Source organism: Hahella sp. KA22 (assembly GCF_004135205.1).
GTDB lineage: Bacteria > Pseudomonadota > Gammaproteobacteria > Pseudomonadales > Oleiphilaceae > Hahella.
Genome location: NZ_CP035490.1, coordinates 1,614,283 through 1,629,307, shown reverse-complemented (window position 1 = coordinate 1,629,307; position 15,025 = coordinate 1,614,283). Strand labels below are relative to the sequence as shown.

General features: G+C 56.6%; 14 protein-coding genes. 5 read left to right on the top strand and 9 right to left on the bottom strand.

Going from position 1 to position 15,025, the window contains the following annotated elements:
- Nucleotides 1-99 precede the first annotated feature (99 nt).
- Nucleotides 100-1,944, top strand: coding sequence for a dihydroxy-acid dehydratase (gene ilvD / locus EUZ85_RS07250; RefSeq protein ID WP_127968661.1), 1,845 nt, complete (start codon nucleotides 100-102; stop codon nucleotides 1,942-1,944).
- 125 nt (nucleotides 1,945-2,069) lie between these two features.
- Here the strand turns inward: ilvD and hrpB are convergent, their stop codons facing one another.
- From hrpB to EUZ85_RS07225, 5 genes are read right to left on the bottom strand one after another with little or no spacing between them, the layout of a single operon-like run.
- On the bottom strand, nucleotides 2,070-4,598 hold the full coding sequence (hrpB, locus tag EUZ85_RS07245; RefSeq protein ID WP_241566980.1) for an ATP-dependent helicase HrpB: 2,529 nt from the start codon (nucleotides 4,596-4,598) through the stop codon (nucleotides 2,070-2,072).
- Nucleotides 4,549-5,046 (bottom strand): dihydrofolate reductase, encoded by a 498-nt coding sequence (locus EUZ85_RS07240; protein WP_127968660.1) that lies wholly within the window; start codon nucleotides 5,044-5,046, stop codon nucleotides 4,549-4,551. Before EUZ85_RS07240 ends, hrpB begins: the two co-directional genes overlap by 50 nt.
- A gap of 11 nt (nucleotides 5,047-5,057) precedes the next feature.
- Entirely contained in the window at nucleotides 5,058-5,852 is a 795-nt protein-coding gene (thyA, locus tag EUZ85_RS07235) for a thymidylate synthase (protein WP_127968659.1), read from the bottom strand.
- Between the two features lie 10 nt (nucleotides 5,853-5,862).
- Nucleotides 5,863-6,684: a prolipoprotein diacylglyceryl transferase gene (gene lgt, locus EUZ85_RS07230; RefSeq protein ID WP_127968658.1), complete on the bottom strand. Its 822-nt coding sequence runs from the start codon at nucleotides 6,682-6,684 to the stop codon at nucleotides 5,863-5,865.
- Nucleotides 6,681-7,481, bottom strand: coding sequence for a sulfite exporter TauE/SafE family protein (locus EUZ85_RS07225; protein WP_127968657.1), 801 nt, complete (start codon nucleotides 7,479-7,481; stop codon nucleotides 6,681-6,683). The genes lgt and EUZ85_RS07225 overlap by 4 nt, the downstream gene beginning before the upstream one ends.
- A 116-nt stretch (nucleotides 7,482-7,597) precedes the next feature.
- On the opposite strand from EUZ85_RS07225, the gene EUZ85_RS07220 reads away from it, so the two are divergent.
- Complete coding sequence (locus tag EUZ85_RS07220) at nucleotides 7,598-8,386, top strand: NRDE family protein (RefSeq protein ID WP_127968656.1); 789 nt, start codon at nucleotides 7,598-7,600, stop codon at nucleotides 8,384-8,386.
- Here the strand turns inward: EUZ85_RS07220 and EUZ85_RS07215 are convergent.
- From EUZ85_RS07215 to pomA, 3 genes are all read right to left on the bottom strand, one after another.
- Nucleotides 8,328-8,915, bottom strand: coding sequence for a PilZ domain-containing protein (locus EUZ85_RS07215; RefSeq protein WP_127968655.1), 588 nt, complete (start codon nucleotides 8,913-8,915; stop codon nucleotides 8,328-8,330). The genes EUZ85_RS07220 and EUZ85_RS07215 overlap by 59 nt on opposite strands.
- Nucleotides 8,916-9,034: 119 nt before the next feature.
- A complete protein-coding gene (locus EUZ85_RS07210) occupies nucleotides 9,035-10,015 on the bottom strand; it encodes a flagellar motor protein MotB (protein WP_127968654.1) in 981 nt (326 codons plus the stop codon).
- Between the two features lie 14 nt (nucleotides 10,016-10,029).
- Entirely contained in the window at nucleotides 10,030-10,788 is a 759-nt protein-coding gene (gene pomA / locus EUZ85_RS07205) for a flagellar motor protein PomA (RefSeq protein WP_127968653.1), read from the bottom strand.
- A 245-nt stretch (nucleotides 10,789-11,033) separates the two neighbouring features.
- On the opposite strand from pomA, the gene EUZ85_RS07200 reads away from it, so the two are divergent.
- The 3 genes from EUZ85_RS07200 to dxs all read left to right on the top strand — a co-directional run bounded on the left by EUZ85_RS07200 (nucleotide 11,034) and on the right by dxs (nucleotide 14,258).
- Nucleotides 11,034-11,312 carry an exodeoxyribonuclease VII small subunit gene (locus EUZ85_RS07200; protein WP_127968652.1) on the top strand — a complete coding sequence of 93 codons (279 nt, stop codon included), beginning with the start codon at nucleotides 11,034-11,036 and terminating at the stop codon, nucleotides 11,310-11,312.
- Nucleotides 11,296-12,195, top strand: a complete 900-nt coding sequence (locus EUZ85_RS07195; RefSeq protein ID WP_127968651.1) for a polyprenyl synthetase family protein — start codon at nucleotides 11,296-11,298, stop codon at nucleotides 12,193-12,195. Before EUZ85_RS07200 ends, EUZ85_RS07195 begins: the two co-directional genes overlap by 17 nt.
- 131 nt (nucleotides 12,196-12,326) lie before the next feature.
- On the top strand, nucleotides 12,327-14,258 hold the full coding sequence (gene dxs, locus EUZ85_RS07190) for a 1-deoxy-D-xylulose-5-phosphate synthase (RefSeq protein WP_127968650.1): 1,932 nt from the start codon (nucleotides 12,327-12,329) through the stop codon (nucleotides 14,256-14,258).
- 84 nt (nucleotides 14,259-14,342) lie between these two features.
- On the opposite strand, the gene ribA is transcribed toward dxs, so the two are convergent.
- Complete coding sequence (ribA, locus tag EUZ85_RS07185; RefSeq protein WP_127968649.1) at nucleotides 14,343-14,966, bottom strand: GTP cyclohydrolase II; 624 nt, start codon at nucleotides 14,964-14,966, stop codon at nucleotides 14,343-14,345.
- Nucleotides 14,967-15,025: the final 59 nt, after the last annotated feature.

Genomic DNA, 15,025 nt, shown 5'->3' with positions numbered 1-15,025 from the left:
CCCGGATCGGCAAAAGAATTTATGGGGTCAGGCAAGTTTGCTATCCTGTAGCCGATGAGTGCTTTTCGTTAGCTGTTTTAATAACCACGGAGTATAACCATGCCCGAATACCGCTCCAGTACCACTACCAAAGGCCGTAATATGGCTGGGGCTCGCGCTCTTTGGCGCGCCACCGGTATGAAGACCGAAGACTTTTCCAAACCCATTATCGCCGTAGTGAACTCTTTTACTCAGTTCGTTCCTGGGCATGTTCATTTGAAAGACCTGGGCCAACTGGTGTGCCGGGAGATTGAAGCCGCCGGCGGCGTTGCGAAAGAGTTCAACACCATCGCGGTGGATGACGGCATCGCCATGGGACATGACGGCATGCTATACAGCCTGCCCTCCCGGGAAATCATCGCCGACTCTGTGGAATATATGGCTAATGCGCATTGCGCCGACGCCTTAGTGTGCATCTCCAACTGCGACAAGATCACTCCCGGAATGCTGATGGCGGCGCTACGCCTGAATATTCCAGCTATTTTCGTCTCCGGCGGCCCGATGGAAGCCGGTAAAACCAAATTGTCCGAGCACAAACTGGACTTAGTGGACGCCATGGTCATCGCCGCGGACTCCAGCGCGTCCGATGAATTGACCGAAGAATACGAACGTTCCGCTTGCCCGACTTGCGGCTCCTGTTCCGGCATGTTCACGGCGAACTCCATGAACTGTCTGACTGAAGCTATCGGCCTGTCACTGCCCGGCAACGGCACCACGTTGGCGACTCACTCCGATCGTGAACAGCTGTTCCTGAACGCAGCGCGCCGCATCGTCGACTTGACCAAACGCTACTATCAAGACGAAGACACTTCCGTATTGCCGCGCTCCATCGCCAGCTTCAAGGCTTTTGAAAACGCCATGACCCTGGATATCGCCATGGGCGGCTCCACGAACACCATTCTGCATCTGCTGGCGGCGGCTCAGGAAGCCGAAGTGGATTTCAGCATGACCCACATCGACCAACTGTCGCGGAAAGTCGGCCAGTTCTGTAAGGTCGCCCCCAACACGCCCAAATATCATATCGAAGACGTGCATCGCGCCGGCGGCATCATGGCGATTCTGGGTGAGCTGGATCGCGCTGGACTGCTGCATACCGACGTTCCCACGGTCCACAGCGACACCATGAAAGACGCGCTGGATGCATGGGATGTCATGCGCAACAACGATCCGGAACTGCACAAGTTCTTTAAAGCCGGTCCGGCGGGCATCCCTACCCAGCAGGCCTTTAGCCAGTCTACACGCTGGTCATCGCTGGATCTGGATCGTGAGAATGGCTGTATCCGCAGCGCAGAGCATGCGTTCAGTCAACAAGGCGGCCTGGCGGTGCTGTACGGCAACATCGCTGAAGACGGCTGTATCGTAAAAACCGCGGGCGTCGATGAAAGCATTCTGCTGTTCAAAGGCAAAGCCAGAATCTTCGAAAGCCAGGACGACGCCGTAAAAGGCATCCTGAACGATCAAGTGAAAGAAGGCGACGTGGTGATCATTCGCTACGAAGGTCCCAAAGGCGGTCCGGGCATGCAGGAAATGCTGTATCCCACCAGTTACCTGAAATCCAAGGGGCTTGGCAAAGCCTGCGCCCTGCTCACTGACGGACGCTTCTCCGGCGGCACCTCCGGTCTGTCCATCGGCCATTGCTCTCCGGAAGCGGCGGCGGGCGGCGCTATCGGACTGATCGAGGAAGGCGATGAAATTATCATTGATATTCCCAACCGCGGCATCAACGTCAGTCTGACGCCAGAGCAGCTCAACGAGCGCCGTCAGGCGATGGAAGCCAAAGGCGCCGACGCCTGGAAGCCTGCGCAACCACGTCCGCGTAAAGTGACTACGGCACTGAAAGCCTACGCACTGCTGGCGACGTCCGCCGATAAAGGCGCCGTGCGTGATAAAGAGCTACTTAAGTAATCTGTAGAAGTTCAGGTCTGATATCGCCCTACCAGTGCGGAGCCAGCCTCCGCGCTGGCTTCACATTGACGGCGCGTCTAAAACAACGCCCCCCCCAACTAACGCGTCCTTGGTTGCTCAACCTTTCAGAACTGCTGCTTCTTGGTTCCCTGCTTGGCTTCCGCCGTCAACGGGTCTTCCGGCCAGGGGTGTTTGGGGTAACGGCCGCGCATGTCTTTACGTACATCCGGATAACTATTGCGCCAGAAGCTGGCTAGATCACTGGTCACCGCCAGCGGCCTTTGCGAAGGCGACAATAAGTGAATCACCACAGGAACTCGCCCTCCGGCCACCCGCGGCGTTTCTGTCCAACCGAACAGCGCCTGTAGTTTGGCCGCAAGCACAGGACCGCTCTCCGCCAGATAATCCAGCGTCACTTTTTGCCCCGTTGGGATTGTCAACGCAACCGGCGCCTGCGTGTCGAGAGTTTGTTGCGCCGCGTAGTCAATCAATGTTTTCAGGGCTGACAGCAAATCCAGTTTTTGCAGACCCGCCCAGTTGGATACGCCATTGAGGAAAGGACCGAGCCAGTTTTCCAGATCCGCCAGCAAGGCGGCATCACTCAACTCCGGCCATGCGTCCGGTTGTTGCCTACGCATTAAAGCCACTCGGGCGCGCCACTGCCGCGCGACATCGCTCCACGGCAGGCTGTCCAGGCCTTTGCTGCGTACAGCGTTCAACAGCGCTTCCCGGACCAGCTCCGGACTCACCGCAACCGGCCGTTCTTGCAGAATCAGCGCGCCCAGCCGTTTGACTCGACGCGCCACCACCGTGCCGCGCTGATCATCCCAATCCGCCTGATCTTCCGTGACGATATGAGCGCTCAAATCCAACTCAAAATCACCAGGGCTCAGCGCCGCCGCCAAGTAAATTCGAGACTCCCGCGCTTGTCCATCAAGATCGGCCGCCACCAGCCAGGTCTCTCGCCCCAGGGGGTCTTCTTCCGCCAGCGCCGCACCGCGTCCATTACTGAGCTGGTAACGGGGATTTGAGCCAGCGCGCCGCCGGGCGATGCGGTCTGGGTAAGCCAATGCGAGTAGGCGGCCGACCGCATCCATTCCCAGCTCGTCAGAGGCTGTGCCGTCGATAAGCTTGCGCGCGTCCTGACGCACGCTTTCCAGGCGTCGCCGATCCAGTCCGGCGCCTTTGTATTCCCCGCGCAGGGCCCGCACACGCTGTTGTAGATCTGCGCCGGCATCACGCCCCAGCAGATCGCGCGCTCCCAAAAGCGCGGCGATTTCAGCCGCCAGGACTGGCGCGCCTATCGCTTTCCCCTTCACTACCATATGCGCCAAACGGGGGTGTACGCCGAACTCACGCAGGCTTTCTCCGTGAGAAGTAATTGCGCCACTCTCATCCAGCGCGTCCAACCAGCGCAGCATGTCGACCGCCTGCCGCCAGTGCGCCTTCGGTGGTAAATCAAGCCAGACTAAGTCCTGTGGCTGACGCACGCCCCATTGCGCCAGCTCCAGCACCAAGGGAGCCAAATCCGCTTCCAGTATTTCCGCCGGGGTAAAAGGGGCCAGCCCCTGCTGCTCCGTCTCCGACCAGAGACGATAGCATACGCCGGGCTCCAGCCTGCCGGCGCGCCCTTTGCGCTGCTCTGCTGACGCTTTCGACACTCTGCCCGTTGTGAGGCGGGTCATGCCGCTATTGGCGTCAAAGACCGCGCGACGCTGCAGGCCTGCGTCAATTACCACCCGCACGCCTTCAATAGTCAAACTGGTTTCGGCTATGGCCGTAGCGAGAACCACTTTTCGTTCCCCATCCACGCAAGGCAGAATCGCCTGATCCTGCTCTTCCGCTTTGAGGTTGCCGTACAAAGGCGCTAATCGCACCCCGTTTGGCAAGTACTCCGCCAAGGCGTCATGGACTCGTCGAATCTCGCCCACGCCGGGCAAAAACACCAGCAGCGAGCCGCTTTCTTCCGCCAGCGCCTCTCGCACCACCGCAACCGTTTTCTCAACTGGTCGCTGCTCCCGCTGCGAGGGGCGATAGCGCACTTCCACGGGATAGGCGCGCCCTTCGCTGGTCAGCACTGGCGCATTTTCCAGCAGCTTGGCCAGAGGCGCGGTATCCAGGGTTGCGGACATGACCAGCACTCGCAAATCTTCCCGCAGCGCCTGTTGGCTCTCACGCACCAAAGCCAACCCCAGGTCCGCCTGCAGAGAACGCTCGTGAAATTCGTCGAACAGCACTGCTGCATAGTCTTCCAGGGCGGGATCAGATTGAATCAGGCGGGTCAAAATGCCTTCCGTCACCACTTCAATACGAGTATCGGCGGAGACTTTGGTGTCTTGGCGAGTGCGATAACCAACCCGACGCCCAACCGGCTCTCCCAGTTGCTTCGCCATAAAGCGAGCGGCGGAGCGCGCCGCCAACCGGCGCGGCTCCAGCATCAGAATTTTACGGTCGTCGCGCCAAGGCGAACCCAGTAGCGCCAAGGGAACCCGAGTAGTCTTACCTGCCCCTGGCGGGGCCTGCAAAAGTACCGTGGAGTGAGCTTCCAGAGTGGTTAGAAGCCCAGGGATAATGTGATCGATGGGGAGCATGGAGAGTGAGGCGTTATGAACGCTCAAAGACGACAAAGTCATGGGGATATTGATTTTTCTCATCCGCCGGGTGCGAATCGCGAGACGTTTCACGCCAGTCAGCGGGGTCAAGCTCCGGGAAAAACGCATCGCCCTGCACGGAAGTCTTCACCTCCGTCAGATAAACACGCTGCGCCGCCGCCAGCCCCTGCCGATACAGCTCGGCGCCGCCAATCAGCATAACCTCGTCTGTCTGCTCCCGTCCCGCCAGAGATACCGCCTCATCCAGAGAGTGAGCCACGCTGACGCCATCGTGACGCCAGTCTTTATTACGGGTCACCACAATGTTGGTTCTGCCCGGCAGCGGACGCCCAATCGAATCGAAGGTCTTGCGTCCCATAATAATCGGCTTGCCCATGGTGACTCGCTTGAAATACTGCAGGTCATTGGATAAACGCCAGGGCAACGTATTTTCCACGCCAATAGCGCCATTCTCCGCGCGGGCGACAACGATTGATAAAACTGCGCTCATATCTTCGCTCCTTACACTGCTACCGGCGCTTTAATATGAGGGTGCGGGTCGTATCCCGTAATCTCAAAATCTTCAAACTCATAGTCAAACAGCGACGCCGGCTTGCGACGAATCTGCAATTTTGGCAGCGGACGCGGTTCACGGTTTAGTTGCTCATCCGCCTGATCCAGATGATTGTTGTACAGGTGCACGTCGCCGCCGGTCCAGATGAAATCTCCTACCTCCAGGTCGCATTGCTGCGCAAACATATGCGTCAGCAGCGCATAGCTGGCGATATTAAAAGGCACGCCTAGGAAAATATCAGCACTGCGCTGGTACAACTGGCAGGATAAGCGTCCTTCCGCCACATAGAACTGAAACATGGCGTGACAGGGAGGCAGCGCCATCTGATCCACAAACGCGGGGTTATACGCCACCACCATATGACGACGGGAGTCCGGATTGCTTTTGATCTGCGCCAGCACATTGGAAATCTGATCGATATGCTCGCCATTCGGCGCGGGCCAGCTGCGCCACTGGTAGCCATAAACAGGCCCCAGGCCACCGCTTTCATCCGCCCACTCGTCCCAGATTCTGACGCCATTGTCCTTCAGATATTTGATATTGGTGTCGCCATTCAGAAACCACAGCAATTCATAAATGATCGAGCGCAAATGCAACTTCTTGGTGGTCACCAGGGGAAAGCCCTGCTGCAAATCGAAGCGCATCTGATAACCGAATACGCTACGGGTGCCGGTGCCGGTACGGTCAGTTTTAACGGCCCCTTGCTCGCGCACATGGCGCATCATGTCGAGATACTGTTTCATATGACGTCTACTAACTCCGCGCCGCTTTTGCTTCCGCCCCATACACGGTGCGGCCATAAATAATGAAAGCCACCCCAATTACAATCATCGGAGTTGATAAAACCTGCCCCATGGTCAGCCAGCCCCACGCCAGATAGCCTAACTGCGCATCGGGCTCGCGTACAAATTCCACCAGGAAGCGGAAACAACCGTAACACAGCAGGAACAGGCCGGAGACGGTCATGCGCGGGCGGGGTTTAGCGGAATAGAACCATAGGATCAAGAACAGGGCGACGCCTTCCAGGGCGAACTGATATAGCTGTGAGGGGTGGCGCGCCAGATGCGTCGGATCACGTGGAAACACCATGGCCCAGGGAACATCCGTCGCTCTGCCCCAGAGTTCGCCGCCGATAAAGTTGCCCAGACGCCCTGCACCCAATCCAATTGGCACCAGCGGCGCGACAAAGTCCGCCACCTGAAAAAATGAGAGTCCTAATGAGCGACCATAGGCCCACATAGCGATAATTACGCCGATCAGCCCACCGTGGAATGACATGCCTCCGGTCCAGACTTCAAACAACCAGATGGGATCATCCAGAAACTGTTCAAAGTTATAGAAAATGACATAGCCAACGCGTCCACCCAACACGACGCCAAGCGCGCACCAGAAAATCAGGTCCGCCACTTGCTGCTCCTGCATAGGCGCATGGGGCTGATGCGAACGGTGTTTACCCAGCATCCAGGCCGCGGCGAAGCCCAGCAGATACATCAAGCCATACCAATGCACACTCAGCGGCCCAACGGAAAAAGCCACCGGGTCAATATTCGGATAGTCAAACCAACGTTCTGTCACAATTGTCCCCACGCTTGATATAGAAACCGGCCGCCCACAATAAACAGCAGCACTGAGAAAATTCGTTTAAGCACGTCTCCGGGAAGACGGTGAGCCAATTTGGCGCCCAGACTCGCGAACGGCATGCTGGTTATCGCGATCCCCGCCAAAGCCGGCAGATAAATGAACCCCAGACTGTATTCCGGTAGCGACGCTTCGCCCCATCCTTCCCAGATATTAGTGACGGCGCCCATTAGCGCTATCGGCAACCCACAAGCGGCTGAGGTGCCCACCGCCTGCTGCATGCGCACGTTACACCATGTCAGATAGGGTACCGACAGGGAGCCGCCGCCAATGCCGAATATGGCGGACGCCCAACCGATGCCGCCGCCAACGCCCACTAATACGCCATCGCCAGGCAAGCTCCTATGGGGTTTGGGCTTCAGCGCCAACGCCATTTGCACGCCGATGGTGATGGCGAATATCCCGATGACCAGCTTCAACTGCGCCGCCGGCATAAGAGAGGCCGTCTGCGCGCCCAATACCGCGCCAATCATCAGTCCTACCGCCATAGGACGAAACACGCGCCAATTCACCCCTTGCTTCTGATGATGCGCACGGATCGAGTTTATGGATGTGAAAATAATCGTCGCCAGGGATGTGCCGACGGCCAAATGCGTGGCGACGCTCGGGGCCACGCTCTGCAGTTCGAAGCTGAAAATCAACGCAGGGACAATAATCAATCCGCCGCCGATGCCGAACAGTCCGGCCAACACTCCCGCTAGCGCGCCCAAAGCCAAATACGCCAGGAATACCATTTCGCCCCCATAGGATCAGGCCGCTCCGCCAGGAGCCCCGTATAAAGAAGGTGGTATGATACATAAATTAAGGACTCTGTGCTTTTCGAATTCCACGCACGTCTGGGAGCAAGCCTATGTGCCTACTATTTGTCGCTTATCAAGCGAATTCCCGGTTTCCACTGATCGTCGCCGCCAATCGTGACGAGTTCTACGCCCGCCCCACCCAGCCTCTCACGCAATGGCCAGAGCGCCCGCGCATTTACGCCGGACGCGACTTGCAGGAAGGCGGAACCTGGATGGGCGCGACCACCAACGGCCGTTTCGCCGCCATTACCAACCACCGCTCCGGCCCCCGCGAAGCGGCGCAGCTTTCCCGAGGCGCTCTGGTCAGAAACTTCCTGGAGTCTGAATTATCAGTGGACGATTTCGCCGCCGCCCTGGAGCCAACCAGCCACTCCTATGGCGGTTTTAACCTGATGATGCTCGCGGGCTCCACCCTGGCTTATTTCAGTAATCGTAAGGAGCCACAGTATCAGCGCTTAACGCCAGGCGTATACGGTTTGAGCAACGGTTTTTTGAATACGCCCTGGCCCAAGTTGACCGCCGGCAAGCGCCGATTCGCCTCTGCAATTACCGGACCGAACCAGGATGACCTCTGGGCGTTACTGGCGGATGACGCCGCCGCGCCCGACTATCTGTTGCCAGATACAGGCGTGGGAGTTGAAGTAGAGCGGTTGCTGTCCTCCGCCTTTATTACCTCGAAGGATTACGGCACCCGCAGCAGTACGCTGTTGCTGCATGATGCAAACGGCGTCACGCAGATGTGGGAGAAGACATTTGAGAAGGGCGTTTATCAGAATGAAGTCAGCCTTTCTTTTCCTTCTCCTCTCGCCGCTCCCGCAACTGACGGGTCTGACACTTAAGAACATGTTGAATCAGGATTTCCTGATTCTGTTCTTCAATGTCCGTGAAATCCGCCCGCAGGACAAAGCCATCTTTGTCCTCATCATCAGCTCTGGGCTTGTCGCAGGCAATAACGAGCGCACGCAGGGACATTGAGATATTGCTGGGATATAAGATGATGTGAAGTTGCAGCGTCACGCCGACGTTCAGGCGATCGTCCACCGGAAAAGCAATGCCGCAGGCGCTGAGACTGACCCGCTTGGCGCGTCGGGGTTCCGACCATACGCCGTCGCTGCGATTTTCCAGGGTAAGCGCCAAATTAATCTTACGATTGAACAGCTCAAGCATATGAGCCAGCCCTGCGTTCGCCGCTCGCATGCTTTCCAGCGCTTTGGAAATATCATTTTCCAGACTCAACAAAGAGGCTGAACTAACGTGGGATTCCGATGACTCTTTCTCCGTCGCCTCTCCGCGCTGCAATACTCGATACGCCAATCCCACTGTATCGCTAATTCGAAAGAAGCGACGTCTTTCAGCTAACTCAGACATAGATTCTCACCCGCGCTCATACGCCAATACTCTCATACGCCTCCTGCTCTTCTCTCCCATCTTTCTCTCTAGATACGCCCTCGCCCCATCCAATGCGCACCATTCGGCACACGGCCTGATCAGAATATTTCGTCCGGCGCCAGGCCCTGCCATTCCTCCGATTGGTCGCTGGGCAAAATGCCTGGAGCGACATCTCTCGCCTTCTGAATTTCTTTCTTGGTTTCATCATCCAGCGGTTGTTGCAGAATAATCTCCACCCGTCGATTGCGGGCGCGATTTTCCACCGAATCGTTCGGAGCCAGGGGTTTGGTGTCCGCGTAACCGGCGACGCTGAAACGGGAGGGGTCAAGCTCTCCCGACTCAAACAATGCATGGGCCACTTCCAGCGCCCGCGCCGCGGAGAGATCCCAGTTGGAACGAAACCGGGCGGTATGAATGGGAATACTGTCCGAATGACCTTCCACGGAGATACTCCCGTCCATGGACTTGAGCAGTTCCACCAGCTTATCTATCACCGGAAAAAACTCGGGATTCAAGTCTGCGGAGCCGCTATTGAATGAACCTTTTTCCTGCACGCGAATGACGATCTTACGCCCCCGGGTCTCCACTTCCACTTGATTATTACGAACCTCCGCTTCCAATGCGGAAGCCAGTGTAATGGCGTCGTTCTCCGTCTCCTCCACCAGCATCTTGATCTTTTCCAGCACAATGTCGCTGAGTTCCTCGCCTTTTATCTTCGGACACTCTTCCTTTAATGCGTCCGCCACCTGCTGTTCGCAGAGCTGCTCCAGGTTGGGCAAGTCCATCTGGGTTTGCTGCATGATGGTCTGCAGCGGTGTCGGATCAGGTTTACCAGGACTAAACTCCTGGGCGATGATGCTGGTGCCTTTAGGGATACTGTCCACACTGACGATAGCTTGCACGCCGAAGGCTTCCCGCATGGAGCCGGCCAGACGTTTGAACTTGAGCGCATCCATCTCGGAAAAAGACAGCAGCAGCACAAAGAAACACATCAGCAAGGACATCAAATCGGCGAAAGTCGCCATCCAGGCAGGCAGCCCGGGGGGACATTCGCACTTTTGCTCTTCTTCGTCACTCATTGGCGCAACTCCCGTCAGGCTTCTTCAGTCTGACGTTTACCTTCAGGCAGATAGGTGCGCAGCATGGTCTCAATCACGCGCGGGTTCTGTCCCGCCTGAATCGCCAACAGAGCGTCGATGATCATGGACTTGATCTGCTCTTCCTCCCCCATTCTCAATTTCAATTTATCCGCAACTGGAATCGCAACCATATTCGCCAGCATGGCGCCATATAGCGTTGTGAGTAGCGCAACAGCCATCGCTGGCCCAATAGACTTAGGGTCATCCATATTGGACAACATGGCCACCAACCCCACCAGTGTGCCGATCATTCCCATCGCCGGCGCCACATCCCCCATGGAGGTAAATACGGAAGAGCCCTGCTTATGCCGGTCCACGGTAAGATTTCGGTCTTTAGTCAGCAACGCTTTCACCACATCGCCATCGTGACCGTCTATCAGCAGTTGAATACCTTTAGAGAGAAACGCGTTGGGAATTTCCTTACCTTCCAGAGAGAGCAAGCCGCCTTTTCTGGCGGCGTCCGCCAGCTCCACGACCTGCTCGATCAATTCTTCAGGCTTATCCAGCTTGAACATAAAGGCCTTGGCCGCCACCTTGCCTGCGCTGAGAAATTGACCAAGCGAAAACTTCATCAAAACGACCAAAAGCGTGCCGCCAAATACAATGAGAAGCGACGGCACATCAACAAACATTCCAATTGAGCCGCCTAACATCATCGCCATCGTCACGATCGCGAAACCGCCGATGAGGCCCAAAAGCGTAGCTAAATCCACAAAGCGCTCCTTTACGGGTGGACAGTACAGAATAAACCCAGAGGACGCCGGCGCAGGAACAAGCGGCGCCGGGCTTCTCCAAAGTATAGACAGGGAATTTAAAAACTGCTGACTTATCCGGGTGTTAGTTTGTTGAAGCAGACGCCTGCAAAGCCCGGCCCGGCTGAATTTTAACGGCGACCGATTGACCCTGACGACGCTCTCAGGTAGGGTGGCTCTGCGCAAAAACCCGGCATAAGAACACCATGACTGAAAAAAACGCCAACTCTGATGTAAGCCCCTCCACCAGCGGCTCAACGCCCGATTTCGAAGACGCATTGCAACGTCTGGAAGTTCTGGTGAGAAAGCTGGAGCAAGGCGATCTTAAACTGGAAGAAGCTCTAGTCGCTTTTGAAGAAGGCGTCCAACTCACTCGCCACTGCCAAACCGCCTTGCAGACTGCGGAACAAAAGGTTCAACAGTTAATTGAAGAGCGCGGAACCCCGCTAACCAAACCTTTTGACCAGAATGACGCCGAAGACTGATTCTCTCGACGACTTTTTCCAGCGTAACCGCGCCCAGATCGACCAAGCCCTAGCCAACCTGCTTCCCAATCCGGAAGGCCCCAAGGCCAGGCTGAATGAGGCCATGCGTTACTGCGTGCTTAACGGCGGCAAGCGAGTGCGTCCTTTATTATTGCTCGCTACGACGGAAGCGTTGGGTGGAGACCCGCAACAGGCGTTACCCGCCTGTTGCGCAGTAGAACTGATTCACGCCTACTCTTTAGTGCATGACGATTTACCGGCAATGGACGACGACTCTCTGCGCCGGGGTAAACCCACCTGCCACATCGCCTACGACGAAGCCACCGCCATACTGGTCGGCGACGGTCTGCAAACGCTGGCGTTCAGCGCACTAACCGAGCCATCTGGCGCGTCAGCGGAAAGCATGTTGCAAATGGTGCGGGAACTCGCCCGCGCCAGCGGACACCTGGGAATGGTCGGCGGACAGGCTATCGATATCTACTCAGAAGGTCATACGCTCAAGCTCGAAGAATTGGAACGCATGCATCTGGAAAAAACCGGCGCATTGATAGAGGCGAGCATCGTATTGGGCGCCCTGTCCAGCGGTCGGTCTGACGCTGAAACCATAGAAGGCTTACGCCGATTCGCCCAGGCCATTGGCTTGGCGTTCCAGGTCCGTGACGACATCATAGACGTGGAAAGCGACACCAGCGTATTGGGCAAAACCGCCGGGAAAGACGCCGAGCGTAACAAACCCACGTACACATCTCTGTTGGGCCTTGAACAGGCGAAACTGAAAGCGCGCCAGTTGTATGAAGAGGCCCTCGCGCAGCTACAGGCGCTGGGATTGCAGAACTCCCGCTTGCAGGATCTTGCCAGCTTCATGATCGAGCGCACGCATTGATCGCCAATTGCCCGTGTTCTCCAACCCAACATCGCTTATAATGGCCGATTGCTTTTATAGGCAAATTTTTTGCGTCCGAGGCTATAATCCGGCGGCTAATCCCTTAGAACCGAGCGACTACAACTGCAAGAATGCAAAAACCATACGTATTTCAAGAAATTCCAGTGCACCGGCCCAATACGCCGCTGCTCGACAAAATCGACTCTCCGGCCCAACTGCGTCTTCTCAATGAAGCCGAACTCCTGCAGTTGGCGCACGAACTACGTGCATTTTTGCTGTACAGCGTAGGCCAATCCGGCGGCCATTTCGGCGCAGGCCTTGGCGTGGTGGAGTTAACCGTAGCCCTGCACTACGCCTTTAATACTCCTGACGACCGACTGGTTTGGGACGTGGGCCATCAGGCTTATCCTCACAAAATACTTACCGGCCGCCGTGAGCAAATGCTCACTATTCGCCAAAAGGATGGTCTCGCCGCTTTCCCCCGCCGCGAGGAAAGCCCATATGACACCTTTGGCGTTGGTCACTCCAGCACGTCTATCAGCGCCGCACTGGGCATGGCGATCGCTGCCCGCATGCAGAACCAGCCCCGGAAAGCCATCGCCGTCATCGGCGACGGCGCCATGACCGCCGGTATGGCGTTCGAGGCCCTGAACCACGCCGCCGACACCAAAGCAGACCTGCTGGTGATTCTAAACGACAACGACATGTCGATCTCCCGCAATGTCGGAGGCCTGTCCAACTATTTCGCCCGCTTGCTGGCAAGCAAGACCTACAACCAGATGCGCGACAGCGGCAAGCGCGTGCTGCAAGGCGCGCCGGGTCTGATGGAGCTGGCCCGCAAAACGGAAGAGCATTTCAAAGGCATGGTCGCTCCGGGCACGCTGTTCGAAGAGCTTGGCTTCAACTATATCGGCCCAATAGACGGCCATGATCTGCCTCGTCTGGTCGAGACTCTGAACAATATCAAGGAACTGAGCGGACCTCAGTTCCTGCATGTGGTCACCAAAAAAGGCAAAGGCTTCGCCCACGCGGAAAGCGACCCTATTGGCTATCACGCCATCAACAAAATTGAACCTAAGCCCAAGGTGCAGGACACCGCCAAAGCGCCGAAAAAGCCGCGTTACTCCAATATTTTTGGACAATGGCTGTGCGACATGGCGGAACGGGACCCCAGCTTAGTGGGCATCACGCCCGCTATGTGCGAAGGCTCCGACCTGATCGAATTTTCCAAGCGTTTTCCTGAGCGTTATTACGATGTCGCCATCGCGGAACAGCATGCAGTGACTTTAGCCGCAGGCCTGGCTTGCGACGGGGCCAAGCCGGTAGTGGCCATTTACTCCACCTTCCTGCAGCGCGCCTACGACCAGCTCATTCACGATGTCGCGATTCAGAATCTGGATGTGCTTTTCGCGATTGACCGCGCAGGTCTGGTCGGCGAAGACGGCCCTACCCACGCCGGCAGCTTCGACCTTACCTTCCTTCGCTGTATCCCCAATATGGTGATCATGGCACCGTCGGATGAAGATGAAACCCGCAAAATGCTGACTACGGGGCACCAATTCAAAGGCCCCGCTGCGGTTCGCTACCCCAGAGGCAACGGACCAGGCGCGGAAATCAGCCCAGGGCTGGAGTCATTGGAGATAGGCAAAGCCAATCTGCGTCGCCGTGGCGCGCAGACTGTCATCCTGAACTTCGGAGCCTTGTTGCCTGCGGCGCTGGAAGTGGCGGAAGAGAATAACTTCACTGTCGTGGATATGCGATTTATCAAACCTCTGGATCAAAATATGATTCTGGAGATGGCGGGAAGCCATGATCTTTTGGTGACGCTTGAAGAAAATAGCATCCTTGGCGGCGCCGGCAGCGGCGTTATCGAGTTTCTTGCTTCACAAGGCATCGCCATGCCCGTATTGCAGCTGGGTCTACCCGATGAGTTTATCGAACATGGCAAGCCTGCAGAATTGCACAAAGAAGTCGGTCTGGATGCGCAAGGCATCGCAGCTGCTATCAAAAAGCGTCTGCAGAGCCTGAACCTGGCGTCGCCCAAGACTGGCACCAGCGCCTGAAAACGCAAACGGGGCGTACTACACGCCCCGTTTAACCTTTCTCAAAACTGTCTGTCTTGAATTCTGTTTTACTGCCTGTCCGCATTATTTCGCAGCGACAACGTAATCGTCGTCTTGGTGCGTCGTCAGCAAATGACCTAATTTGCCGGCTTTAGTGGCCAGATAGTTGCGATTATGAGGATTTCTTCCCACTTCCAGAGGCACCCGTTCGACGACTTCAATTCCCAAACCAGTCAGCGAATTGACCTTGCGAGGATTGTTGGTCATCAGGCGAATGCGGCTTATCCCCAGGTGATACAGCATCGGTTTGCACATACTGTAGTCGCGCAAGTCCGCCGCGAACCCCAGCTGCTCATTGGCTTCTACCGTATCAGCGCCCTGATCTTGCAGATTATAAGCGCGGATCTTATTCAATAAGCCAATCCCACGGCCTTCCTGGCGCAAGTACAGCAAAATACCGCGCCCTTCGGCGGCGATACTGCGCAACGCTTCGTCGAGCTGGTAACCGCAGTCACAGCGCATACTGAACAGCGCGTCACCGGTCAGGCATTCTGAGTGCGTACGCGCCAGCACCGGCGCTCCGTCGCCAATATCTCCCAAAGTCAGGGCAATATGTTCTTTTTGCGTACCGGCTTCCTGGAATCCGTGCATATCGAATACACCAAAGGGAGTTGGCAGCTTGCAACTGGCGACATAGGTGACAGACACTCGATACTCTCTCTAAAACTTGGCGGGGCGGAAATTCTATCAGATGCGCCGCCCCACCC